Raw genomic sequence first — 19,926 nt, forward strand, 5'->3', positions numbered from 1 at the left:
ACGCGATCACACTGTGGCTTGGTGCCCGGTGACGGAAAGTGTCGCCGGCATTGGCCATTCGGACGAAGCACCCGGTACGCGGCGCGGCCTAGCGTCGATCACACATCGACCGGAAGGACGCGATATGAGCGCCGAGCTGCACACCCGTGCCGTCGTGGCGGACACGCACAACGACCTCCTGATGGCGGTGGTCGAACGACCACCAAGCCGCTGGGCGAGTTTCTTCCGGGAACAATGGCTGCCCCAGCTTCGCGAGGGTGGGGTGGACATCCAGGTCCTGCCGGTGTTCGTGGACGACCAGTTCCGCCCGGAGGGCGCGCTGCGCCGGACACTGCGGATGGTCGAGTGCGCGCACGCGATCGCCGAGGGCAACCCGGACGACGTGCGGCTGTGCCTGGACGGCGACGACATCGACGCGGCGCTGGCCGCCGGCAGGATCGCGCTGGTGCTCGCGTTGGAGAGCGCGCCCGGCGTGGACGCCGACCTGGAACTGTTCCGCACCCTGTACCGCCTCGGCGTCCGGGTCGCCTCGATCGCGCACTGGGGCCGCTCCGCGCTGGGCGACGGCAGCGGTGAGGACGCCACCGGCAGCCGGCTGACCCACGCCGGTGTCGAGGCGCTGCGCGAGATGGAACGGCTCGGCATCGTGTTCGACATCTCCCACCTGGGGGCCGTCGGCGTCGCACACGTGTTGGAGGAGGCGACCCGTCCGCTGATCGCCACCCACTCGGGTGCCCGGGCGTTGTGCGACCACCACCGGAACCTGACCGACGAGCAGATCCGGGGCGTGGCCGCCACGGGCGGCGTCGTGTGCGTCAACTTCGTGCCCGACTTCCTGTCCCGGGACCGGGACCGGCAGAACATCGACGGGCTCGTCGACCACATCGAGCACATCATCGATCTGGTGGGTGTCGACCACGTCGGGATCGGCCCCGACTTCCTGCGCGAGGTGCTCGCCGACATCACCCCGCCGTGCTGCGAGGGCGTCGACTACACCGGCGTGGACACCACCACCGAACTGCCCGGGCTGAACGGCCCGGCCGAACTTCCCGCGCTCACCGAGGCGTTGGTGCGGCGCGGACTGGGTGAGAAGGAGATCATGGCGATCCTCGGCGGCAATGTGCACAGGCTGTTCCGTGCCGAGCTGGGCCTGGCCCGATGACCGGCGCGACGGCCGGTTCGACGGCCGGTACACCCGTGTTCGACACCGACGCGATGCTGGCCGACCTGGCCGAGCTGGTGCGTTGCGAGTCCTTCTCCGCCGACCTGGCGGCGGTGGCGCGCAGCGCGGACGTGGTCGCCGCCCAGGGTGCGCGTCACCTCGGCGCGCAGCCGCGCCGGATCGTGCTGGATGGGGTGACCCACCTGCAATGGACGTTCGGCACTCCGCGCGTCCTGCTGGTCGGGCACCACGACACGGTGTGGCCGATGGGCTCGTTGGCCACCCACCCGTGGTCGGTCGTGGACGGGATCGCCCGGGGGCCGGGCGTCTTCGACATGAAGGCCGGCCTGGTCCAGATGTTCCACGCGCTCGCCTCGTTGCACTCGCTGGACGGCATCGGTGTGCTGATCACCGGCGACGAGGAGGTCGGCTCGACCACCTCGCGCGCCCTGATCGAGGACTCGGCCCGCGGTTGCGCGGCGACCTTCGTCCTGGAGGCGTCCGCCGACGGCGGGGCGTTGAAGACCGGGCGCAAGGGCGGCTCGCACTACGAGTTGGTCGTACACGGCAAGGCCGCGCACGCGGGCCTGGAGCCGGAGAAGGGGATCAACGCGGCGATCGAGGCCGCCCACCTGGTGCTCGCGCTCGGCGGCCTGGCCGATCTGGCGGACGAGGGCGCCTTGGACGGATGGCGCACCACGGTGACCCCCACGGTGGTCGAGGCGGGCGCGGTGTCCAACACCGTCCCGGATCGTGCCCGGGTGACCGTGGACGTACGGGTGCCCACGATCAAGGCCCAGGAGCGGGTGGACGAGTTGATCCGGGCGCTGCCCACGACCGTGCCGGGTGCTCGGCTCGAGGTGCTCGGCGGCCCCAACCGACCCCCGCTGGAGGAGAGTTCCTCCAGCGCGCTGTTCGACCTCGCGGACCGGGTGGCGAGCGGCAGCGGCCTGCCGCCGCTGCGTGCCGCGGCCGTCGGGGGCGCCTCCGACGGCAACTTCACCGCCGGCGTCGGCTGCCCGACCCTGGACGGTCTGGGCGCGGTCGGCGGCGGTGCGCACGCCGACCACGAGCACGTGATCGTGTCCGAGTTGGCGCCGCGTGCGCTGCTGCTCGCCGGTCTGATCGAGGCGGTGCGATGAGCGCCGTGATCATCCGGGAGCTGCACGAACTCCACGAGCTCGAGGACGCGTTCACCCTGTTCTGCGAGATCTGGGGGACCGGACCGGGCAACGCGCCGATGTCCGTCGAACAGATGCGCGCGCTCTCGCACGCCGGGAACTACGTCGCCGGGGCCTACGCGGAAGGGCGCATGATCGGCGCCACCGTCGGGTTCTTCGGCGCTCCCATCGCCCGCACGATGCACTCGCACATCACCGGCGCCCGCCCCGGCCACGCGGCCGGTTTCGCGCTCAAGCTGCACCAGCGCAACTGGGCCCTGGCCCGCGGCGTGACCCGGATCACCTGGACCTACGATCCGCTGATCCGGCGCAACGCGCACTTCAACGTGACCAAACTGGCCGGTCGCCCGGACGGTTACCTGCCCAACTTCTACGGTTCGGTCGACGACGCGATCAACGGCGGCACCGACACCGACCGCGCGCTGGTGATCTGGGACCTGTCCGACCCCGGGGTGGTCGCGGCCGCGAACCTGACGCCGATCCCGTTCGTGGTTCCGGCGGGTGCGGTGGCCGCGCTGTCCGTCGAGGGCGACCTGCCGGTCCTGGGCCGGACCGACGCCGACCACCTGCTCGTCGAGGTCCCCGCGGATATCGAGAAGCTGCGGCGCACCGACCCCGGAGCCGCCAAGGACTGGCGGATCGCCCTGCGCGAGGTGCTGGGCGGCCTGCTGGCCGACGGCGCGCGGGTGATCGGCTTCCAGGACAAGTCCCGCTACGTCCTCACGCGCGACACCGCCGCGTGACCCCCCCAACGATCAGGAGCCCAGGCACCATGAAGATCACCGGAATCGAACTGCGCCGGATCGCGATGCCGTTGCGCGCGCCGTTCCGCACCTCCTTCGGCGTCGAGACCGCACGCGACATCCTGCTGCTCCGCGTGGTCACGCCGGAGGCGGAGGGATGGGGCGAGTGCGTCGCGATGTCGGATCCGCTGTACAACTCGGAGTACGTGGACGGCGCGGTCGACGTGCTCAAGCGCTTCTTCATCCCGGCGCTGCCGGAGCGGGTGGACGCCCTGTCGGTCAAGCGGGCGCTGAAGCCGTTCAAGGGCCACAAGATGGCCAAGGCGGCGCTGGAGACCGGCGTACTGGACGCCCAACTGCGGACCGCAGGACAGTCGTTCGGATCGTTCCTGGGCGCATCCCGGGATCGGGTGCCGTGCGGGGTGTCCGTGGGGATCATGGACTCGATTCCGCAACTGCTCGAATCGGTCGATGAGTTCGTCGACGAGGGTTATGTGCGGATCAAGCTGAAGATCGAGCCGGGCTGGGACCTGGCGCCGGTGCGCGCGGTGCGCGAGCGATTCGGCGACGATCTGCTGCTGCAGGTGGACGCGAACGCCGCGTACACGCTGGCCGACGCGCGTCAACTGGCCAAGCTGGACGCGTTCGACCTGCTGCTGATCGAACAGCCGCTGGCCGACGACGACCTGGTCCAGCACGCTCAATTGGCCAAGCAGATGCGCACGCCGATCTGCCTGGACGAGTCGATCGAGTCGGTCGAGGACGCCGCGGCGGCGATCACCCTGGGCTCCGCGTCGATCATCAACATCAAGCCCGGTCGGGTCGGCGGCTACCTGGAGGCCAAGGCGATCCACGACCTGTGCGTGGCGCACGGCGTACCGGTGTGGTGCGGCGGCATGTTGGAGACCGGGTTGGGTCGGGCCGCCAACGTGGCGCTGGCCGCGCTGCCCGGCTTCATCCTCCCCGGCGACACATCGGCCTCGCGCCGCTACTACGCCACCGACATCACCACGCCGTTCGAACTCGCCGACGGCCACCTCGATGTGCCCACCGGCCCCGGTGTGGGCATCGACCCGATCGTCGACATCCTGGACTCGGTGACCACGTCCAGCGAGTGGATCAAGTTCTGAGACACCCGACGGCGCCCGGTCGTTCGACCGGGCGCCGTCGGCCCCATGAATCGGGACGAACGCATCCGCCGACCGGGCGTCGTCGTCCGGGGACCGGTCATCGGCATCCGCATCATGAGACGCGTTGGACGGCGCGAGGCGGGTGTGCCAGGTTCGACGTCATGCGACGTCGGATGATTATTACCGGCAGCGTGCCGACACCGGGCTGACCAGGACGACCACTTCCCTGCGGCCCACCGTCCGCACGCAGACCTCTCGCGCTTCGCGAGGGGTCTTTCTGTTTTCCCGGCCCGGCCCTGCCTCCGACGCTCGTCGACGCCACCCGATCCCCGCACTGCGACAGGAGAACAGCGACTCATGGTTGACGACGGCACCCAGGTCCTCGAAGCCCCCCGGTTCGTGGAGTCCGCCCCGAGCCTCGCCGATCCCGCTCCGAGCCCGGCCGATCCGGCCGCGGCCGCGGCGCCCGCCGTGCCCGCACCGCTCACCGCGCCCGAGGGCGACGCGGTCGATCCCGTCGGCGAGACCGCCCGGCTGGTGGCCCGGATGCGCCACGGCCACGGCGTGCTCGCCCGGGTCGCCACCACGCTGAACAACCACGGCGTACGTCGACTCACGTACGTGTCCACCGAGTTCGGTGCCGCCACCGTCGAGGTCACCGTGCTCGCCCGGGACGCGGCCCGGGTCGAGGCGAGACTGCGCCGGATGGTCGAGGTGGTCGAGGTCGGCCGGGTACCCGCGACCTGACCGGCGCGCGTACGTACGTTCGCCGCGCCCGCCGCGCCGGCCGACCACCACGCGATACGTCCACCGGGACGGGTGGTTGGTAAGGATTGACATGAATCAACCGAGATCTCCATACTGCTTGTGTAGTCACATGACTACACATGGCGACCGGTCCTCCGGGCGACCGCAGGTGCTCCGCCCGCTTCGGAGACGTGTCGGGTTCGACCGCGGCCCCGCGCCCGACCCTCGGAGAACTCGTGCTCTACGGCAGCGCATTGCGAGACGACCTGGCCCGCGCGCGGACCATGCCGCTGGTCGGCATCCACGACATGTACTCCGCGTCCTTGGCGGCGAGCCACTTCGACGGCTTCTTCGTCTCCGGCTTCGGCTTCGCCGCCTCGTACTACGGGCTGCCCGACATCGGCTTCATCGCCTGGCCCGACATGGTGGCCTTCGTCGAACGCCTGCGCCTCGCCTTTCCCCGGCAGCACCTCCTGGTCGACATCGACGACGGGTACGGCGATCCGGAGGTGGCCTGCCATGTGGTGCGGCGGCTGGACCGGGCCGGGGCGTCCGGGGTGATCCTGGAGGATCAGGCGCGGCCCCGGCGCTGCGGTCACGCGGACGGCAAACTGCTGCTGCCGCTGGACGACTACCTGGACAAGCTGACCCGGGTCCTGGACTGCCGCGGCGACCTGGTCGTGGTCGCGCGCACCGACGCCACCGAGCCGGACGACATCCTGCGCCGCGCGAAGGCGCTGGCCAAGACCGACGCGGACGTGGTCCTGGTGGACGGCGTGCGCAGCGTCGAGTGGATCCGCCGGATCCGCGCGGCGGTCGCGGACAAGCCGCTGCTGTTCAACCAGATCGCGGGCGGCAAGTCGCCGCGCCTGTCCCTGACCGAACTGGCCGACCTGGGCGTGGACGCGGCGATCTACAGCACACCGTGCCTGTTCGCCGCGCACACCGCGATCGACACCGCGCTGGCCGAACTGATCCGGTCCGACGGCCGGTTGCCCGCGCCCGACGGCCCGGCCGCGGTCGGCGTCCGAACCGCCACCGAACTCCTGGAACGAAACCTCGGCACCCGACACTCGCCGTGACCGATCGTATGTGACCTGAATCACTTCCGAGGTCATGTCACGTTCCGCCGACCTTTCCCGTCCACGGGGGCAAACGAGGAAGGGAAGGACCATGACACAGCGCATCCTGGTGATCGGGGCCGGTTACGCGGGCATGACCGCGGTGCTCGGTGTGGCCCGGCACACCCGCAAACACGACGTCCGGATCACCCTGGTCAACCCGATCGGCCGGTTCACCGAGCGGCTGCGGCTGCACCAGAGGGCCGCCGGCGAAGAGCTCGCCGATCTTCGGATTCCCGACATGCTCAGCGGCACCGGAATCGACTTCGTGCAGGCACGGGTGACGCACGTCGACGCGGCCGCCCGTACCGTCCGGCTGCACGACGACCGGTCGATCGCGTACGACACCCTCGTGTACGCGCTCGGTAGCGTCGCCGACACCGTGACGGTGCCGGGTGTGCACGAACACGCCTTCACGCTCGACAGCGCCGCCGCGGCCGGCCGGCTGGCCGAACGCCTCACCGAGCTCGACACGACCGGCGGCACCGTGGTCATCGGCGGCGCCGGCCTGACCGGGATCGAGGCCGCGGCCGAGATCGCCGAGAACCACCCGGCCCTGCGGGTCGTCCTGCTCGGCCGGCACGAGCCCGGCGCGATGATGGGCGCCAAGGCACGTGCCCACCTGCACGCGGCCCTGGACCGTCTCGGCGTCCGGGTCCGCACCGCGACCACGATCGTCAAGGTGCTCCCGGACGCGGCCGAACTGGAGGACGGCGAGCTCGTGCACGCCGACGCGCTGCTGTGGACGACCGGGGTACGGGTGTCGCCACTGGCCGCCGAAGCGGGCCTCACCGTCGACGACCGCGGCCGGATCGTGGTCGACCCGACGCTGCGCTCGGTCTCCCACCCGCGGGTGTACGCGATCGGCGACGCGGCGGCGATCCGCCAGGCGTACGGCGTCATCCACGGCACCTGCCAGAGCGGCATCCCGACGGGGGCGCACGCCGCCGCGTCGATCGCCCGGCAGGTGGCGGGCAGGGAGCCCGAGGCGTTCCGGTTCGGGTACATCCATCAGCCGGTGAGCCTGGGACGCCACGACGGGGTCATCCAGTTCACCCACCCCGACGACACGCCGCGCCGGCTCGTCCTGACCGGCAGGTGGGCGGTGATGTACAAGGAGTTCGTCAGCGGCTCGCCGTGGAAGTCGTTCCGCCTGCTGAAGAGGATCGGCGGAGCCGTAAAGTGGCCGACCGGAGGCCGGGCCACCCGTCGGGCACGATGACCGAGGGGACGAGGGAGACACGTGGTCGACACGGACGTGTTCGAGGACCACCGCAACCTGCTGTTCTCGGTGGCCTACCGCATGCTGGGCAGCGCGGCCGACGCCGAGGACGTGGTCCAGGAGGCGTGGTTGCGCTGGTCGTCCGCGGACCGTTCCGATGTGCACGACCCCAAGCCGTACCTGGTGCGGATCGCCACGAACCTCGCGGTGGACGCGCTGCGTTCGGCCCGGGTGCGCCGGGAGACCTACGTCGGCCCCTGGCTCCCCGAGCCGATGTCGACCGGCCCGGACGTGGCCGAGAACGCGGCGCTTGCCGACTCGGTGTCCTTGGCGATGCTCGTCGTGCTGGAGTCGCTCTCCGAATTGGAGCGGGCGGTCTTCGTGCTCCACGAGGTGTTCGGCTTCCCCTATGCCGAGGTCGGCGCGGCGATCGACCGGCCCGAGGCGACCGTTCGGCAACTGGGCCATCGCGCCCGCGAGCACGTGCGGGCCCGTCGCCCCCGGTACGCCGCCGACCGGGGCGCCCGCAAGGCCGTCACCGAGAAGTTCTTCGCCGCGACCACGGGCGGCGACATCAACGAACTCATGCAACTGCTCGCCCCGGACGTCACGATCTGGACCGACGGCGGCGGCAAGGTCCGCGCCGCGCTGCGCCCGATCGTCGGCGCGGACAACGTCGCGGCCTGGCTCGCGGGCGTCACCAAACGCCCGTACGAGGGCGTCGACCTCGCCGACATGGTGCCCGACCTGGCCGAGATCAACGGCGAGCCCGCGCTGCGGATCAGCGCACACGGTCGGGTGGTCACGGTGATCGCCCTGGAGACCGGCGCGGACGGCCTCATCCACGGCATCCGCATGGTGGCCAACCCGGACAAACTGAGCCGCGTCTGACCCTCGCGAACGCGGCGCTCCGCGCCCTTTCGGTGCCGGGTGCCGGGTACCGGGGCGGGTGTCGAGCGCCGGGTGCCGTGCCGGGCGTCGCGTCCACGGCTTCGTCGGCGGCAGGCGCAGGAGTTCGCGGCCAACAGGCCGAACGTCCAGGGAAGTCCCTCCTCCGGACCGGCAATGTGCCGCAATCGCATGTGGCACGAGGTTCTGCTCGATAGGTTTTCCTCGTTTGCCCATGGGAGGAGTTCGGTCGGGACATGTCTCAGCCACAGGGTCCGCCGACCGGATCGCCGAGAACTCGACTGGCCAAGGCGACGCCTCCCGAGGTGGACAACGCCTACCTGCGCAACATCGTCGCGGACACCTATCCGACACCGGGCGGCGCCGGGAACTGGGTCGGAAACGGCAAGGCCGCCGCGGCTTTGTATGCCGAACTGCACGACGGGCGACCCACAGGCTCTCCCGGCCGAGAGAAGTTCCACCCCGTCGACGTGGCCGACCTGCTCGGTCGATATCGCAAGGCGCTCCGGCAACCCCAACTCTCGAATCGTGACAAATCAATTATTCTTGCTGAATCCGGCGAGCTGTACCGGGCACTTCAGGTGCGCGACACGGCGGGCGGTGTCACCGCGTGGCTGAACGCCAATCCGGAGCGCGCGAACACCACGCTGAACGCGGTCGAGTCGGTGAAGGCCGAACCCGAGCTGGCGTCGGTGACGGGGTCGCGTTTCCTCACGTCCACGTTCAAGCGGCCCGCCCTCGAGGCGGTGGTGCCCGACATGGGCCTGATCGCGCACCTGCGGCGCACGCTGGCCAGACCCGAGCCGCAGAATCTCGACGCCGAGGCTGCCCGCATCGCGGCCAAGGGCATGGGTCGGGCCGCGTCGCTGATCGAAACCGCGCGGGGATCCGAGGCGTTGCGCCCGGCACCGGGACGGACCGGCGGGCCGGCGGTCTCGAACGACGCGACCAGGAAACGCGGACGGAACGGCCCGGAGGTCGACCCATGACGGCGTCACCGCGCGCGGCCACGCGGGACCCGCGCCGGTCGAACGATACGATCTCATCGCAAATGCCGCTTCGGGCACCGTGGTTCACCTGACGGGAAGAGGAGAGGACGTGCCGGAGTCTCGCGAGCCCGCGTTGACGTTTCGAGGACTGTTCGACTGGTTGTGGGAACGGCTCCCGGAGGCGCGCCCCCACCTTGCCGAACTGAAGGCGGACGCCGAACTCGACGCCGTGCAGGAAGGCCGCGAGATCCCCGACGCCTCCGTCGGCTACCTGCTCAATCCGTACGGCATCCTCTCCGACGCGCTCTTCTGGCCGGTGATCGTCCCGGCCGTCGAGACCCGGAACGGCGACCTGCTGGCGCGGACCGCAGCGATCGTGGAGGCCCTTCTGGCCGCCGCGGACGAGGACATCCGCGACGCCGCCGACCTGCGGGTGGTCTCCCCGCTGCTCGGCCACGCCGAGTACTGGTCGATCTTCCGCCACGTCGCGGGCCCGCGCCTCCTGGCCATGACCACCCGAAGCTAGTGCCGTGGGCCGGAGCCGGAGGGGGATCGGCCCACCGGCCCCGGGCGGGGTTCACGGGTTTGCGGTTCGGGGGAGCATCGGGTTGCGTAGTTCGCCGATGCCCTCGATCCAGCTCACCAGCGTTTGGCCGGGCAGCAGGACCAGACGCCGAGGACACCCTCGACGGTGTGCTCCGGTCGCCCGGCGGCGAGTTGACTGCCCGCGACGGCGGTCGCGGCCAACTCCTCGTTGACGCCCGGCCGGAAGACGATGCCCAACTCGTCCAGCAGCGCGGACTGTCGGGCGAACTCCAGGTCGATGGTGCCCAGCGGGGAGCCCTGATAGCCGGACACGTAGGCCCCGGTGTCGGTGTCGGTGCCGGCTTCGGCGTCGGCCCGGCGCTGGTCCAACACCGATCGCACCAACGCCTGCACGCCGGAGAGCAGGACGCGTCCGTGTGCCGCGCCGAAGCGGGTGTCGGGTCCCGCGCGGTCCTGAGTGGTCTCGGTCACCGCGGGCTCCTGTGGGTCGGGCGACGGACGGGGACGAGGAAGAGCACGGGGGCGGGGATGGGGGTGGGGAGGAGGACGGGAGCGGGGTTCATCCGGCGGACACCGGCCGCGCGGGCTCGTCGCCGGTGAGCCTTAAAGCCGCCACGCGTCCGGCTCGGCGTCGAGGTGGCCGTCCGCGGCGACCCGGAACGCCGCGCTGGGAAGGCCCGGTTGCCCGGGGGCGCCGCGCGCCGCGGCGATCCAGGCGGCGCCCTCGGCCCCGGCCGGCACCAGGAAGCCGTCGGCGACCAGGTCGACCGTGGCCACGCGTGCACCGTCCGCGGTGCGGAACCAGGTGCGCGGGGCGAGCGCGCCGGGGTGCGCGCTCATCCGGTATTCGGTGATGCCGGAGCGCGGCGCGAGCGTCCCGTCCGGCACGATCGCGGTGGATGTGTAGTCGTGCCCGAACGTCTGTCCCTGGAACACGAAGTGCTCGCGCTGGTCGGGGATGGCCACGGCCAGGGCGCCGCGCAGCTGGTGGCCCGCGGCGTCCTCGATCGAGGACAGCGCGGTCGGGTCGGTGAACAACACGATGGTGCCGGCCATGCGTTCGGCGTTGCGCATGCTCTGCGCGGCGTTGAACCGGGCGACCGGTACCCGCTCGGCCTCGTAGCTCGCGAGCAGTTCCTCGCCGGCCCGTCCGCGCAGCACGGCGGCCGGTTTCCAGGCCAGGATGTGCGCGTCCTGGATGCCGGTGTTCATCCCGAAGCCACCGGTGGGCGGGAACCGGTGGGCCGCGTCGCCGGCGAGGAAGACCCGGTCCACCCGGAATCGCTCGGCGATGGCGATCTCCAGCTTCCACGGCAACGCGCTGCGCACCCGCACGGCGAGGTCGGGGGCGCCCACCGCGTGCCGGATCAGCTCCGCGCAGCATTCGGGCGGATAGTCGGCGGGGCTCTCGCGCTCCGGGTCGAAGGCGAAGTTGTAGGTCCAGCGCCGACTGCCGTCGAGGGCGATCAGCGCGCCCCGGGTCCGCGGGTTGAGGATCCACCACACCGCGTACGCCCGGCCCCGGGTGTACGCGGTGAGGTTGGCGTCGAAGTAGGCGTTGATCAGGTGTCCGACCGGCGCGATCTCGTCGTTGCCGACGCCCAGCAGGTCGCGCACCGGGCTGCGCGCGCCGTCGGCGGCCACCACGTAGCGGCCCGGATCCGCTCCCGGGTGCCGTCCGGGCGGCGGACCGTCGCGTCCGCGCCGCCTGTACGGCATGGTCCGGCGCCACTTCGACTACATCGGCCGGCACACCCAGACCTTCATCGGGTTCATGCGCACCGGCCTGGGCGACCCCGACGTGCGGGGGATCTTCGAGGCGGCCCGCGCGGCGGGCGTGGACCTGGTGCTGGACCTGTTCGGGATCGAGTCCGCGCCGCCACCGCCGATCCTGCGCGCCGCGTTGCGCGGCTGGGTGGGCTACCTGGACGAGATCAGCCTGGACCGGCCGGCGTACCGCGACGTCCCCGTGGAGGACGTCGTGCAACTGTCCATCGACACGCTGATCGCCGCCCTGCGGAGCGTGGAGGGCCGCCACTCCGACATCTCGGCGATGCTGAAGGAGCCGAACCGCGCGGACCCACCAAGATCCGCCGGACAGGGCCTAGCTCACCGAATCGGACCGGTTGGCCCGTTCGCGGCCGTTCGTGGTCGGGTTCGGCGGGGGGCTACTCGGTTGCCGGGGCGATGCGGTGCAGTTGCTTGCGGTCGTAGTAGGTGGTCATCGCGAAGCCGAAGGCGAGGCCGGCCAGTGCGCCGAAGGCGATGCCCGCCCAGGCCCGGGTCAGGCCGGCGTCGGCGCGGGCGTCGAAGTACAGGATGGCGCGTACGCCGTCGCTGAGTTGGCGCATCGGCTCGAACGCGGACAGCACCCGGTAGAAGCCCGGCAGCGCCTGGAGCGGGATGGTCGCGCCGGAGGACGGCAGCGCCAGCACGATGAACACGAACATGCTCACCAACTGGCCGATCCCGCCGAAGGCCGCGTTGATCGCCTGGACGCCCAGTCCCACCGCGGTGCTCGCGCAGATCGAGAAGACCCACAACAGGGGCAGATGGGACGCGTCCATGTCCAGGATGCCGATCGTGGCGAGCATGATCAGGGTCGCCGTCAGCACCGACAACACGGCCGACATCACGCACTTGACCGCGAGTTGATGGGTGCGGGTGATGTGCACCAACGGGCGTTCGGTACGCCACGGGCCGATCTCACTGGCCACGTAGCCGAGCCCGACGTCGACCCCGTTGCTGATGATGTTGCCGCCGAGGAAGCCGGCCAGGACCAGCAGGAGCGTGTAGTAGAACGCGGTCAGCCCCAGTCCGCTGCGGGGGGCGATCGGGTGGCCCACAGCGACGGCGACCGCGATCGGGTCCGCGAGCAGCAGGCGACCGGCCGTGGTGGTCTGCCCCGGAGCCGCCTGCGGCGCGGCGGTCAGCGTCGCGCCGAGCTGCAACGAGGCTGCGTGCAGGGCCTGTTGGGCGATCGCGGTGGACAACGAGGAGGCCAGGCTGCCCGCTCCGGGGTTGGTCAGTACGGTGACCGTGGGGTGGGTCGGCGCGGCCGGCGCGGGCGTGTTCAGGGCGGCCACCGACGCGGTGAAGTCGGCCGGCACCACGATCGCGCCGTACAGCTTGCCCGAGGCCATCCGTCGGCGTGCCGACGCCTCGTCGAGGACGCGCCAGGACACCGTGTCCCCGGGGTCGGGCGCGGCGGCGATGCCGGCGGTGATCCGCGCGCCCAGGTTCTCCGTCCCGCCCGCCGACGGCACGCCCCGGTCCGTGTTCACCAGGCCGATCGGCAGGCGGTGCAGGTCCCTGCGCGGATCGAGGATGCCGCCCATGTACAGGATGGAGAGCAGGAAGGCCAGCAGCCCGACGATGACCGAGGGCATCACCCAGATCCGCGGGTTGCGCAACACCCGCGACGCACCCACCCAGGGGGTGGACTGGTTCGAGGCCATCACTCTCCAGACAAGCCGAGGGGCGGGCCGACCACCCGCACTGGGGACGGCGGACACGGTCACCGTGCGCGAGATGGTCACCCCTTCACCGTCCCCCGAAACCCCACCTGCGCGAGACGAGCGACCCCACCTCCGCCCGGCACCCACCCGGCGAACCCCTCACTCCGGCGTACCCCTCACTCCGGCGTACCCCTCACTCCGGCGTACCCCTCACTCCGGCGTACCCCTTACTCCGGCGTACCCCTTACTCCGGCGTACCCCTCACTCCGGCGTACCCCTCACTCCGGCGTACCCCTCGCTCGGGCGTACCCCTCGCTCGGGTCCGGGGCCCGACTCCCGACCCGAGACGACCCGAGCCACGCGCCGGCCCGGCACCTGTCGGCGGGTACGCAAGACGCCGCCCCCGACCCGGACACGCGATGCCCCGCCCCGACCCACGCGAAGGCCCGTCACCCAACCCCGGACACGCGCAAGCCCCAACCCAACCCGACTTCCGACAGGCGAACGCCCCACCTCCTGACTCCGATACGCGCAAGTCCCGCGCCCACCCCGACCCGCGACGCGCAACGGCATCGCCCCCAACGACCCTGGCCATGTGAACGCCCATGCCCGCCGCCGCCGGCGGCGCGCACGCGAAAGCCTCGCTCCCGGCGTGGGGCGCCGGGAGCGAGGCCGCTATCGGTCGCGTGCGATCAGGAGATGGTCACGTCGTCCACGAGGAACGTGGTGACGAGTGACGAGTCCTCGGAGCCCGCGAAGGTGATGGTGACCGTCTGCCCCGCGTAGGCGCTCAGGTTCACCGTGCGTTGCACGTAGGCGCCGGTGGCGCCGACGTTGGAATAGGTGGCCAGGGTGGTCGAACCGATCTTGATCTTGAGCGTGTCGTAGACCGTGTTGCCGGTTTCCCGGGTGGTGGTCTTGATCCACGCCCGCAGGTTCGGCGAACCGGCCGGGACCGTGACGTTGGCCTGGCTCAGGTTCTCCGTGGCCGTGGAGCCGTAGCCCATCATCCACGCGTACCAGGAGCCGCCGTGCGCGGAACCCGGGTTGCTGTTGGTGATGATGTTGGCGCTTTGCGTCCAGTTGGCGGTACCCGCTTCGAAGTCACCGTTGCGGAGCGCGTTGCCGGGCGGGCCGCTGCCCACGGTCAGGGTGTACTGGGCCGTGTGCGTGGCCGAGGCGCCGGTACCGGTGACCGTGATCACGTAGGTGCCGTTCGCCGCGTTGGCCGCCGCGGTCGCGGTCAGCGTCGAGGACGCGCCGGACTGGATCGAGTTCGGGGTCAGGGTCACGGAGACGCCGGTGGGCTGACCCGACGCGGTCAGCGCGACGGTTTGCGCCACACCGGAGGTGACGGTCGTACTCAGCGTCGACGAGACCGAGTTGCCGGCCTGTACGGTGCCCGAGTTCGGGCTGAGGGTCATCGAGAAGTCGTTTTGGCCCGGGCCGCCGGTGCAGGGCGGGTCGTTGGGTTGTGCGGGGACGCTGACGGCGTCCCAGGCGGCCTTGGTCTTGTTGAACAGGGCGCAGGTGGGGTCGAGGGTCTTGGCCGAGTTGAGGGTGGCGGTGCGGTATTTCTTGTAGGTCATGCCGCTGGTCTTGAGCAGCATGCCGCCGTAGAAGATCTTGCCGGCCTGTTGGATGCCGACCCCGGTGAGGGTGGTGTTGTTGCAGGTGGGGCTGTTGGGCTTGCCGCCGCCGGGGGTGGTGCCCTCGGCGAGGAGGTAGAACCAGTGGTTCATCGGGCCGGCCGCGGCGTGTTCCTCGGTGTTCGGGATGGAGGAGCTGTAGCAGTCCGGGTCGCCGTTGGTGGAGGGCTTGTACATGTAGCGGATCGGGCCCTGGCCGACCAGGTTGACGACTTCGCCGACGGTGTAGTCGGGGACGTCGTAGGGGGAGGGCTCGTTGGTGTAGGCCTCGGTGAGGGCGCCCATGATGTCGCCGGTGGACTCGCCGAGTCCGGGTTCGGTGCCGGCGCCGCCGGGGGTGAACTGGTCGATGCCGTGGCCGAATTCGTGGCCGATGACGTCCTGGGAGGAGATCCACTGGTTGGCCTGGTTGTGGCCGATGGTGATGGAGGAGCCGTCCCAGTAGGCGTTGAGGTCGTTGAGGCCGACCTTGACCGGCCAGCTGCCGCCGTTGCCGTTGTGTCCGTTGCGACCGAGCCAGTCGCGGAGCATGTTCCATTCCTTCTGCGCCGCGAACATCGCGTCGACGCAGCCGGTTTCCTTGCTGGACGCCTGGCCGTTGCCCCAGGAGTCGGTGGACTTGGTGAAGACCTGGCCGTTGCTGTAGTCCGCGCAGGTCAGGCCGGGGCGGTTCGGGTCGCGCAGGGAGTAGGAACTGCCCGAGCCGGTGGTGTCGATGGTGAGCGGGTTCGGGCCGTTCCACTGACTGTTGCCGGTGCCGGCCTTCACGTCGTCGACGGTGTCGAGCACCGTGCCCGTGCTCGCGTCGACGAAGACGTGCAGCCTGCTGGGCGCGGTCGCGGTACGACCGATCAGCACGGTCTCCCAGGCCAACGCGCTCTTGCCGTCCTTGACCCGGACGACCAGGCGGTGCGATTCGACCTTGTCCACGGCCGCGAGTTTGGCCCTGGACGTGGTCTCGGCGGCGCCCGCGTCGATCGTGGGCGTGGTGTTGGCCGAGATGCGGGTGCTGGTGGCGGACTGGGTCGCGCGGACCCGGCCCTGGCCGTCGGCGAGCACGACGGCGTCGCCGCCGACCACCGGAATGCCCCGATAGGTGCGCTCGTAGGCGACCGAGTAGAGGCCGTTGACCCAGGGGGTCACCGCTTGGCGCTCGTAACTCTCGTCGGGACCCTTGGCGAGGGTGTCCAAGCCACTGGTCGCGGCTCGGTCGGCGGCGGAGACCGCCAGCGCCTGCGAGCCGGGAGGGGAAGGCGGATCGGCCGAAGCCGACTGCGCGGTCGTGGAGACCGCCAATCCGGCGAGTACGGCCAGAACTGTCCCGGCCGTCACCGTTTTGCGATTCATCGAGGCTCCTCGAGTGGAAGGTAGACCTCGACCACGAATCCGGCCTTCGCGATGCGTGTCCGCAAGGTGAGCGAACCGCCGACGCGCCTGGCCGCCGGGTTCGTGCCCGATCGGCACACGTTCACACGGTCTGCCCGTTCCGTTCAATGCGCGCTCGAAGAGCCGGCAAAATCTGTCAAACTCCGTGCCACGCAGGTGAGTTGCCTACAGCGGAGAATGGTTCCGGGAGTCGGTCGACGGGGCTGCCCGGCACCCGGTGCGGCGACCGGAGAGGCGCATCGGGTGCCGGGCAGCAGGCGCGAACGACTCGCCTGGAGGCCGTGATCGACTCATCGAGAGGTTGCGACCGGCTCACCGAGAGGCCGCGATCGGCTCACCGAGAGGTCACGATCAGCTCACCGGAAGATCCAGGTAGGACGGATCCTCGTCGGAGGGGGAGACCGTGATCGTGGTGCCCGCGACGGGGGCCGCACCGTAGAACGGGTCGTAGGTGTCCAGCACGAGCAGTACCCGGTGGCCGGCCGGGACGTTGTAACCGGTGGCCTGGAGGTCGATGTCCAGGGTGACCAGCCGTTCCGCCTCGCCCTCGGGGCCGGTGAACGGCGCGTGCGTGATGATGTGGGCGTTGCCGTCGGCGTCGACGTCGAAGAGGTGTGCGATCACCGTCGGGGTCGGCCCCTCGATCGTGTAAGTCACCCGCAGTCGAGGCACGCCCCGCAGTTTCACCGCCACGGGTAGCGGTGCGGTTGCCCATACGCCCGCGTGCGACCGGTCGATCTCGTTGGTCGGGTAGACCTTGGGGAAGCCGGCCATCTCCGGGTAGCCGGAGAAGATGATCTTGTTTGCGACGGTGGCCGGGGTGTCGGCGCCGGACCGGAAGACGATGTCCGCGTCGCCGCCCGGCTTGTCGGTGAGCGTGCCGTCGCCGCCGTTCTGTGGGCCGGACAGGTACAGCCGTTCGGTGCGCCCGGTGACCGCGCCCCACGTGGGCTGCTCTTCGATCGGGCCCTTCCACATGATCTGCGTGACGACCTCGCCCTCGGCGTCGATGCCGTTGGCGACGCCCTTGAGGTGGTGGTCGAACCACCGGTGCGCGTCCTCCCAGATCCGGTTCGGCAGCCCGACGATGCCGGGCGATTCCGGTCCCGAGTGGTCGCCGATGGACAACAGGAGGCGCTTGGGGCCGGTCAGCGCGTTGAACATCTTCAACGTCTGGTTGGTGGGGAACAGCGTCTCGTGCCACGCGTTCGCGAACAGGATCGGCACGCCGCGTTCGTTGAGCTTTCCGACGCGGTCGTACGGGGAGCGCGGTACCGCCCAGTCCAGCGCCGGTTGCGGGTCCGGGTTGGTCAGTACGTCCCGGAACGCCTGCTGTGTCGTCTCGCTGAGCCGGGCGTCGGCGGCGGCACCCAGGAGCGTGGACACCGCGGCCAGGTGCCGGGTGCCGTTCTCGAAGAACGCCTCGCCCAGATCGCCCCAGGTGCTCAGGGCCACCACCGCGCCCACCTTGGGCTCCTCGGCGGCGACCAACTGGCTGATGCCCGATCCGTACGAGTCTCCGATGAAGCCGACGCCGGTCAACTCGCCCGCGACCAGGCCCTCCACGAAGGCGATCGCCGCCTGACCGTCCTGGATGTCCTCGAGGCCGGCCACCTCGACCTCACCCTGGGAGTTGCCGAACCCACGCGCGGTGTAGGCCAGTACGTGGTAGCCCTTGAGCGCGAAGCGGGTGGCCTGCACCGCGTAGACGACCCAGCCCAGGTTCACCCACGGCGAGGGCATCACGATCAGCGGTCGGGGTCGGCCGTCCCGGTGCAGCCAGAGTGCGCCGTCCAACTCGTCGCCTCCCGCGCCGGGCACGCCGACCTTGCTGAACTCCACCTGTGCCCGGGTCTCCTCGACCTCGGCCACGCGCGCGGGGGCGAGTCGACCGGTGTTCCCGGTCTCCAGTGCTTCGACGACCTGCGTCAAGGTCGCCTCGTCCAGTTCGGGGTAGAGGCTGGTCGGCTGCGGTTCCTGAGAACTCACGTCGGTTCCTTCCCACTTCGTCGCTCGTGCGGACGAGGCCGACACCCCGCCATGATCGCGGTGAGTGGCGGCTCGAAAACACAGTGTCATCGAATCCTGTTTCACGACGGGAGAATGGGAGGAAAATCCGAAGTGGGAAACAACCATTCCGGTGTGCCGACCCCTTCGCTACCCTCGCCCGATCCGGCAATCGTCGAGCGGGGCTCCCCGCGGATCGGATGGCCCATGAAGAACGTTTCCCCGGACGACGCGTCCGGGCGCCCGACGGTGTCGATCTCCGCCGGACGGGTGTGCGGTACCACCGCGGACGGCGTGCGTCGTTTCCTCGGCATCCCGTACGCCGCCCCGCCGGTGGGCCGGAGACGGTTCGACCGGCCGGCCCCGCATCCGGGGTGGGCGGACGTGCGCGACGCCGGTTCGATGGGGGCGACCGCGCCCCAGGCGCCGTATCGGGGCGCCCTGGGCGACCTGCTGCCGACGGTGGTGGTCGAGGGCGACGAATACCTGAACCTGAACATCTGGGCACCGGCCGACGCGGCCGCTCTTCCGGTCATGGTGTGGGTGCACGGCGGATCACTCGCGCACGGCGCCAACGCGCTGCCCGGGTACGACGGTTCCGCCTTCGCCCGGGACGGCGTGGTGTTCGTGGCGCTGAACTACCGGCTGGCCTCCGAGGGCTTCTCGGTGTTGGCGGGCGCGCCGCTCAATCTCGGACTGGCCGACGTGCTCGCCGCGCTGCGCTGGGTGCGCGCCGAGATCGCGGCCTTCGGCGGCGACCCCGAACAGGTCACCGTGTTCGGCGAGTCCGCCGGATCGATCCTGCTGGGTGCGCTGGTCGCCCACCCGGAGGCCGCGTCGTTGTTCGGTCGGGCGATTCTGCAGAGTGGGATGCCCGGCGCGCTCCCGCCCGAGGGCGCCGGCCGGATCACCCGCCTGGTGGCCAAGCGACTGGGTCGCGCGGCCACCCGGGAGGCGTTCGCGGACGTGCCCGCGGCCGAACTGGTCGCGGCCGAACAGGCCGTCACCGCCGGCGGCTCGCCGATGACCGGTGGCCCCGGATTCACCATGGCCGTCGAAGCGGACCTGGTGCCGGTCGAGCCGATGGCGGCGCTGTTGGCCGGCGCGGGGTCGGACATCACGCTGCTGCTCGGCTCGAACACCGAGGAATACCGGCTGTGGTTCGTGCCCACGGGGATGCCGGCCCGGGTCGGGGCACTGCTGTTCGCGGGTGCGCGGCTCAAATTCCGGATCGGACGCCGGATTCTGGCCGCGTATCGGGCCAACCGGCCGGGCGCCTCGCGCGGTGAACTGCTCGGCACGCTGGTCGGCGACCTGCTGCTGCGACTGCCGATCAACCGGGTCGCGGACGCCCGACTGGATCACGACGCGTCCACCTACGTCTACGAGTTCGGTTGGCGCAGCCCGGTCCGGGACCTGGGCGCGGCGCACGCGATGGAACTGCCCTTCGTCTTCGACGGCCTCGCGACGCCCGACTGGCGCGCCCTCACCGGCGACGCGGCGCCGCAGCGGCTGGCCGACGACATGCACGCGGCGTGGGTACGGTTCGCCAAGACCGGCGACCCGGGCTGGGAGCCGTGGGACGCCCGGCGCCCGGTACGGGTGTTCGACCATCCCGAGGTCCGCACGGTGCTCGCCCCGCGCGAGGACGAGCGGGCCGTCTGGCCCTGACCGGC

15 protein-coding genes and 1 pseudogene are annotated in these 19,926 nt (G+C 70.9%); 11 read left to right on the forward strand and 5 right to left on the reverse strand.

The window, feature by feature from the left end:
- The first annotated feature begins 124 nt into the window (after positions 1 to 124).
- From OG948_RS48270 to OG948_RS48315, 10 genes are all read left to right on the forward strand, one after another.
- Positions 125 to 1,162, forward strand: a complete 1,038-nt coding sequence (locus OG948_RS48270) for a dipeptidase (protein ID WP_331771385.1) — start codon at positions 125 to 127, stop codon at positions 1,160 to 1,162.
- Positions 1,159 to 2,304, forward strand: a complete 1,146-nt coding sequence (locus tag OG948_RS48275) for a M20 family metallopeptidase (protein WP_406300676.1) — start codon at positions 1,159 to 1,161, stop codon at positions 2,302 to 2,304. The genes OG948_RS48270 and OG948_RS48275 overlap by 4 nt, the downstream gene beginning before the upstream one ends.
- Positions 2,301 to 3,086: a GNAT family N-acetyltransferase gene (locus OG948_RS48280; RefSeq protein ID WP_331771386.1), complete on the forward strand. Its 786-nt coding sequence runs from the start codon at positions 2,301 to 2,303 to the stop codon at positions 3,084 to 3,086. The genes OG948_RS48275 and OG948_RS48280 overlap by 4 nt, the downstream gene beginning before the upstream one ends.
- 29 nt (positions 3,087 to 3,115) lie before the next feature.
- Complete coding sequence (gene menC / locus OG948_RS48285) at positions 3,116 to 4,216, forward strand: o-succinylbenzoate synthase (RefSeq protein ID WP_331771387.1); 1,101 nt, start codon at positions 3,116 to 3,118, stop codon at positions 4,214 to 4,216.
- 357 nt (positions 4,217 to 4,573) lie between these two features.
- Complete coding sequence (locus OG948_RS48290) at positions 4,574 to 4,963, forward strand: hypothetical protein (RefSeq protein WP_331771388.1); 390 nt, start codon at positions 4,574 to 4,576, stop codon at positions 4,961 to 4,963.
- A gap of 236 nt (positions 4,964 to 5,199) precedes the next feature.
- On the forward strand, positions 5,200 to 6,045 hold the full coding sequence (locus OG948_RS48295; protein ID WP_331771389.1) for an isocitrate lyase/PEP mutase family protein: 846 nt from the start codon (positions 5,200 to 5,202) through the stop codon (positions 6,043 to 6,045).
- Positions 6,046 to 6,136: 91 nt separating this feature from the next.
- Positions 6,137 to 7,306: an FAD-dependent oxidoreductase gene (locus tag OG948_RS48300; protein WP_331771390.1), complete on the forward strand. Its 1,170-nt coding sequence runs from the start codon at positions 6,137 to 6,139 to the stop codon at positions 7,304 to 7,306.
- A 21-nt stretch (positions 7,307 to 7,327) separates the two neighbouring features.
- Complete coding sequence (locus OG948_RS48305; protein ID WP_331771391.1) at positions 7,328 to 8,197, forward strand: RNA polymerase sigma-70 factor; 870 nt, start codon at positions 7,328 to 7,330, stop codon at positions 8,195 to 8,197.
- 254 nt (positions 8,198 to 8,451) lie between these two features.
- Positions 8,452 to 9,204, forward strand: coding sequence for a hypothetical protein (locus OG948_RS48310; protein ID WP_331771392.1), 753 nt, complete (start codon positions 8,452 to 8,454; stop codon positions 9,202 to 9,204).
- A 109-nt stretch (positions 9,205 to 9,313) separates the two neighbouring features.
- On the forward strand, positions 9,314 to 9,730 hold the full coding sequence (locus tag OG948_RS48315; protein WP_331771393.1) for a hypothetical protein: 417 nt from the start codon (positions 9,314 to 9,316) through the stop codon (positions 9,728 to 9,730).
- A 113-nt stretch (positions 9,731 to 9,843) separates the two neighbouring features.
- Here the strand turns inward: OG948_RS48315 and OG948_RS48320 are convergent, their stop codons facing one another.
- From OG948_RS48320 to OG948_RS48340, 5 genes and pseudogenes are all read right to left on the reverse strand, one after another.
- Complete coding sequence (locus tag OG948_RS48320) at positions 9,844 to 10,221, reverse strand: hypothetical protein (protein ID WP_331771394.1); 378 nt, start codon at positions 10,219 to 10,221, stop codon at positions 9,844 to 9,846.
- A gap of 132 nt (positions 10,222 to 10,353) precedes the next feature.
- Positions 10,354 to 11,469 (reverse strand): FAD-dependent monooxygenase, encoded by a 1,116-nt coding sequence (locus tag OG948_RS48325; RefSeq protein ID WP_331771395.1) that lies wholly within the window; start codon positions 11,467 to 11,469, stop codon positions 10,354 to 10,356.
- Between the two features lie 449 nt (positions 11,470 to 11,918).
- Positions 11,919 to 13,208, reverse strand: a complete 1,290-nt coding sequence (locus OG948_RS48330; protein WP_331771396.1) for a DUF3533 domain-containing protein — start codon at positions 13,206 to 13,208, stop codon at positions 11,919 to 11,921.
- 1,123 nt (positions 13,209 to 14,331) lie between these two features.
- Positions 14,332 to 16,204, reverse strand: a pseudogene (locus tag OG948_RS48335) (M4 family metallopeptidase); the annotation flags it as partial.
- A 390-nt stretch (positions 16,205 to 16,594) separates the two neighbouring features.
- Positions 16,595 to 18,232 (reverse strand): CocE/NonD family hydrolase, encoded by a 1,638-nt coding sequence (locus tag OG948_RS48340; protein WP_331771397.1) that lies wholly within the window; start codon positions 18,230 to 18,232, stop codon positions 16,595 to 16,597.
- A 225-nt stretch (positions 18,233 to 18,457) separates the two neighbouring features.
- On the opposite strand from OG948_RS48340, the gene OG948_RS48345 reads away from it, so the two are divergent.
- On the forward strand, positions 18,458 to 19,921 hold the full coding sequence (locus OG948_RS48345) for a carboxylesterase family protein (RefSeq protein ID WP_331771398.1): 1,464 nt from the start codon (positions 18,458 to 18,460) through the stop codon (positions 19,919 to 19,921).
- Positions 19,922 to 19,926 lie beyond the last annotated feature (5 nt).

The sequence above is a fragment of the Embleya sp. NBC_00888 genome (assembly GCF_045207655.1).
GTDB lineage: Bacteria > Actinomycetota > Actinomycetes > Streptomycetales > Streptomycetaceae > Embleya.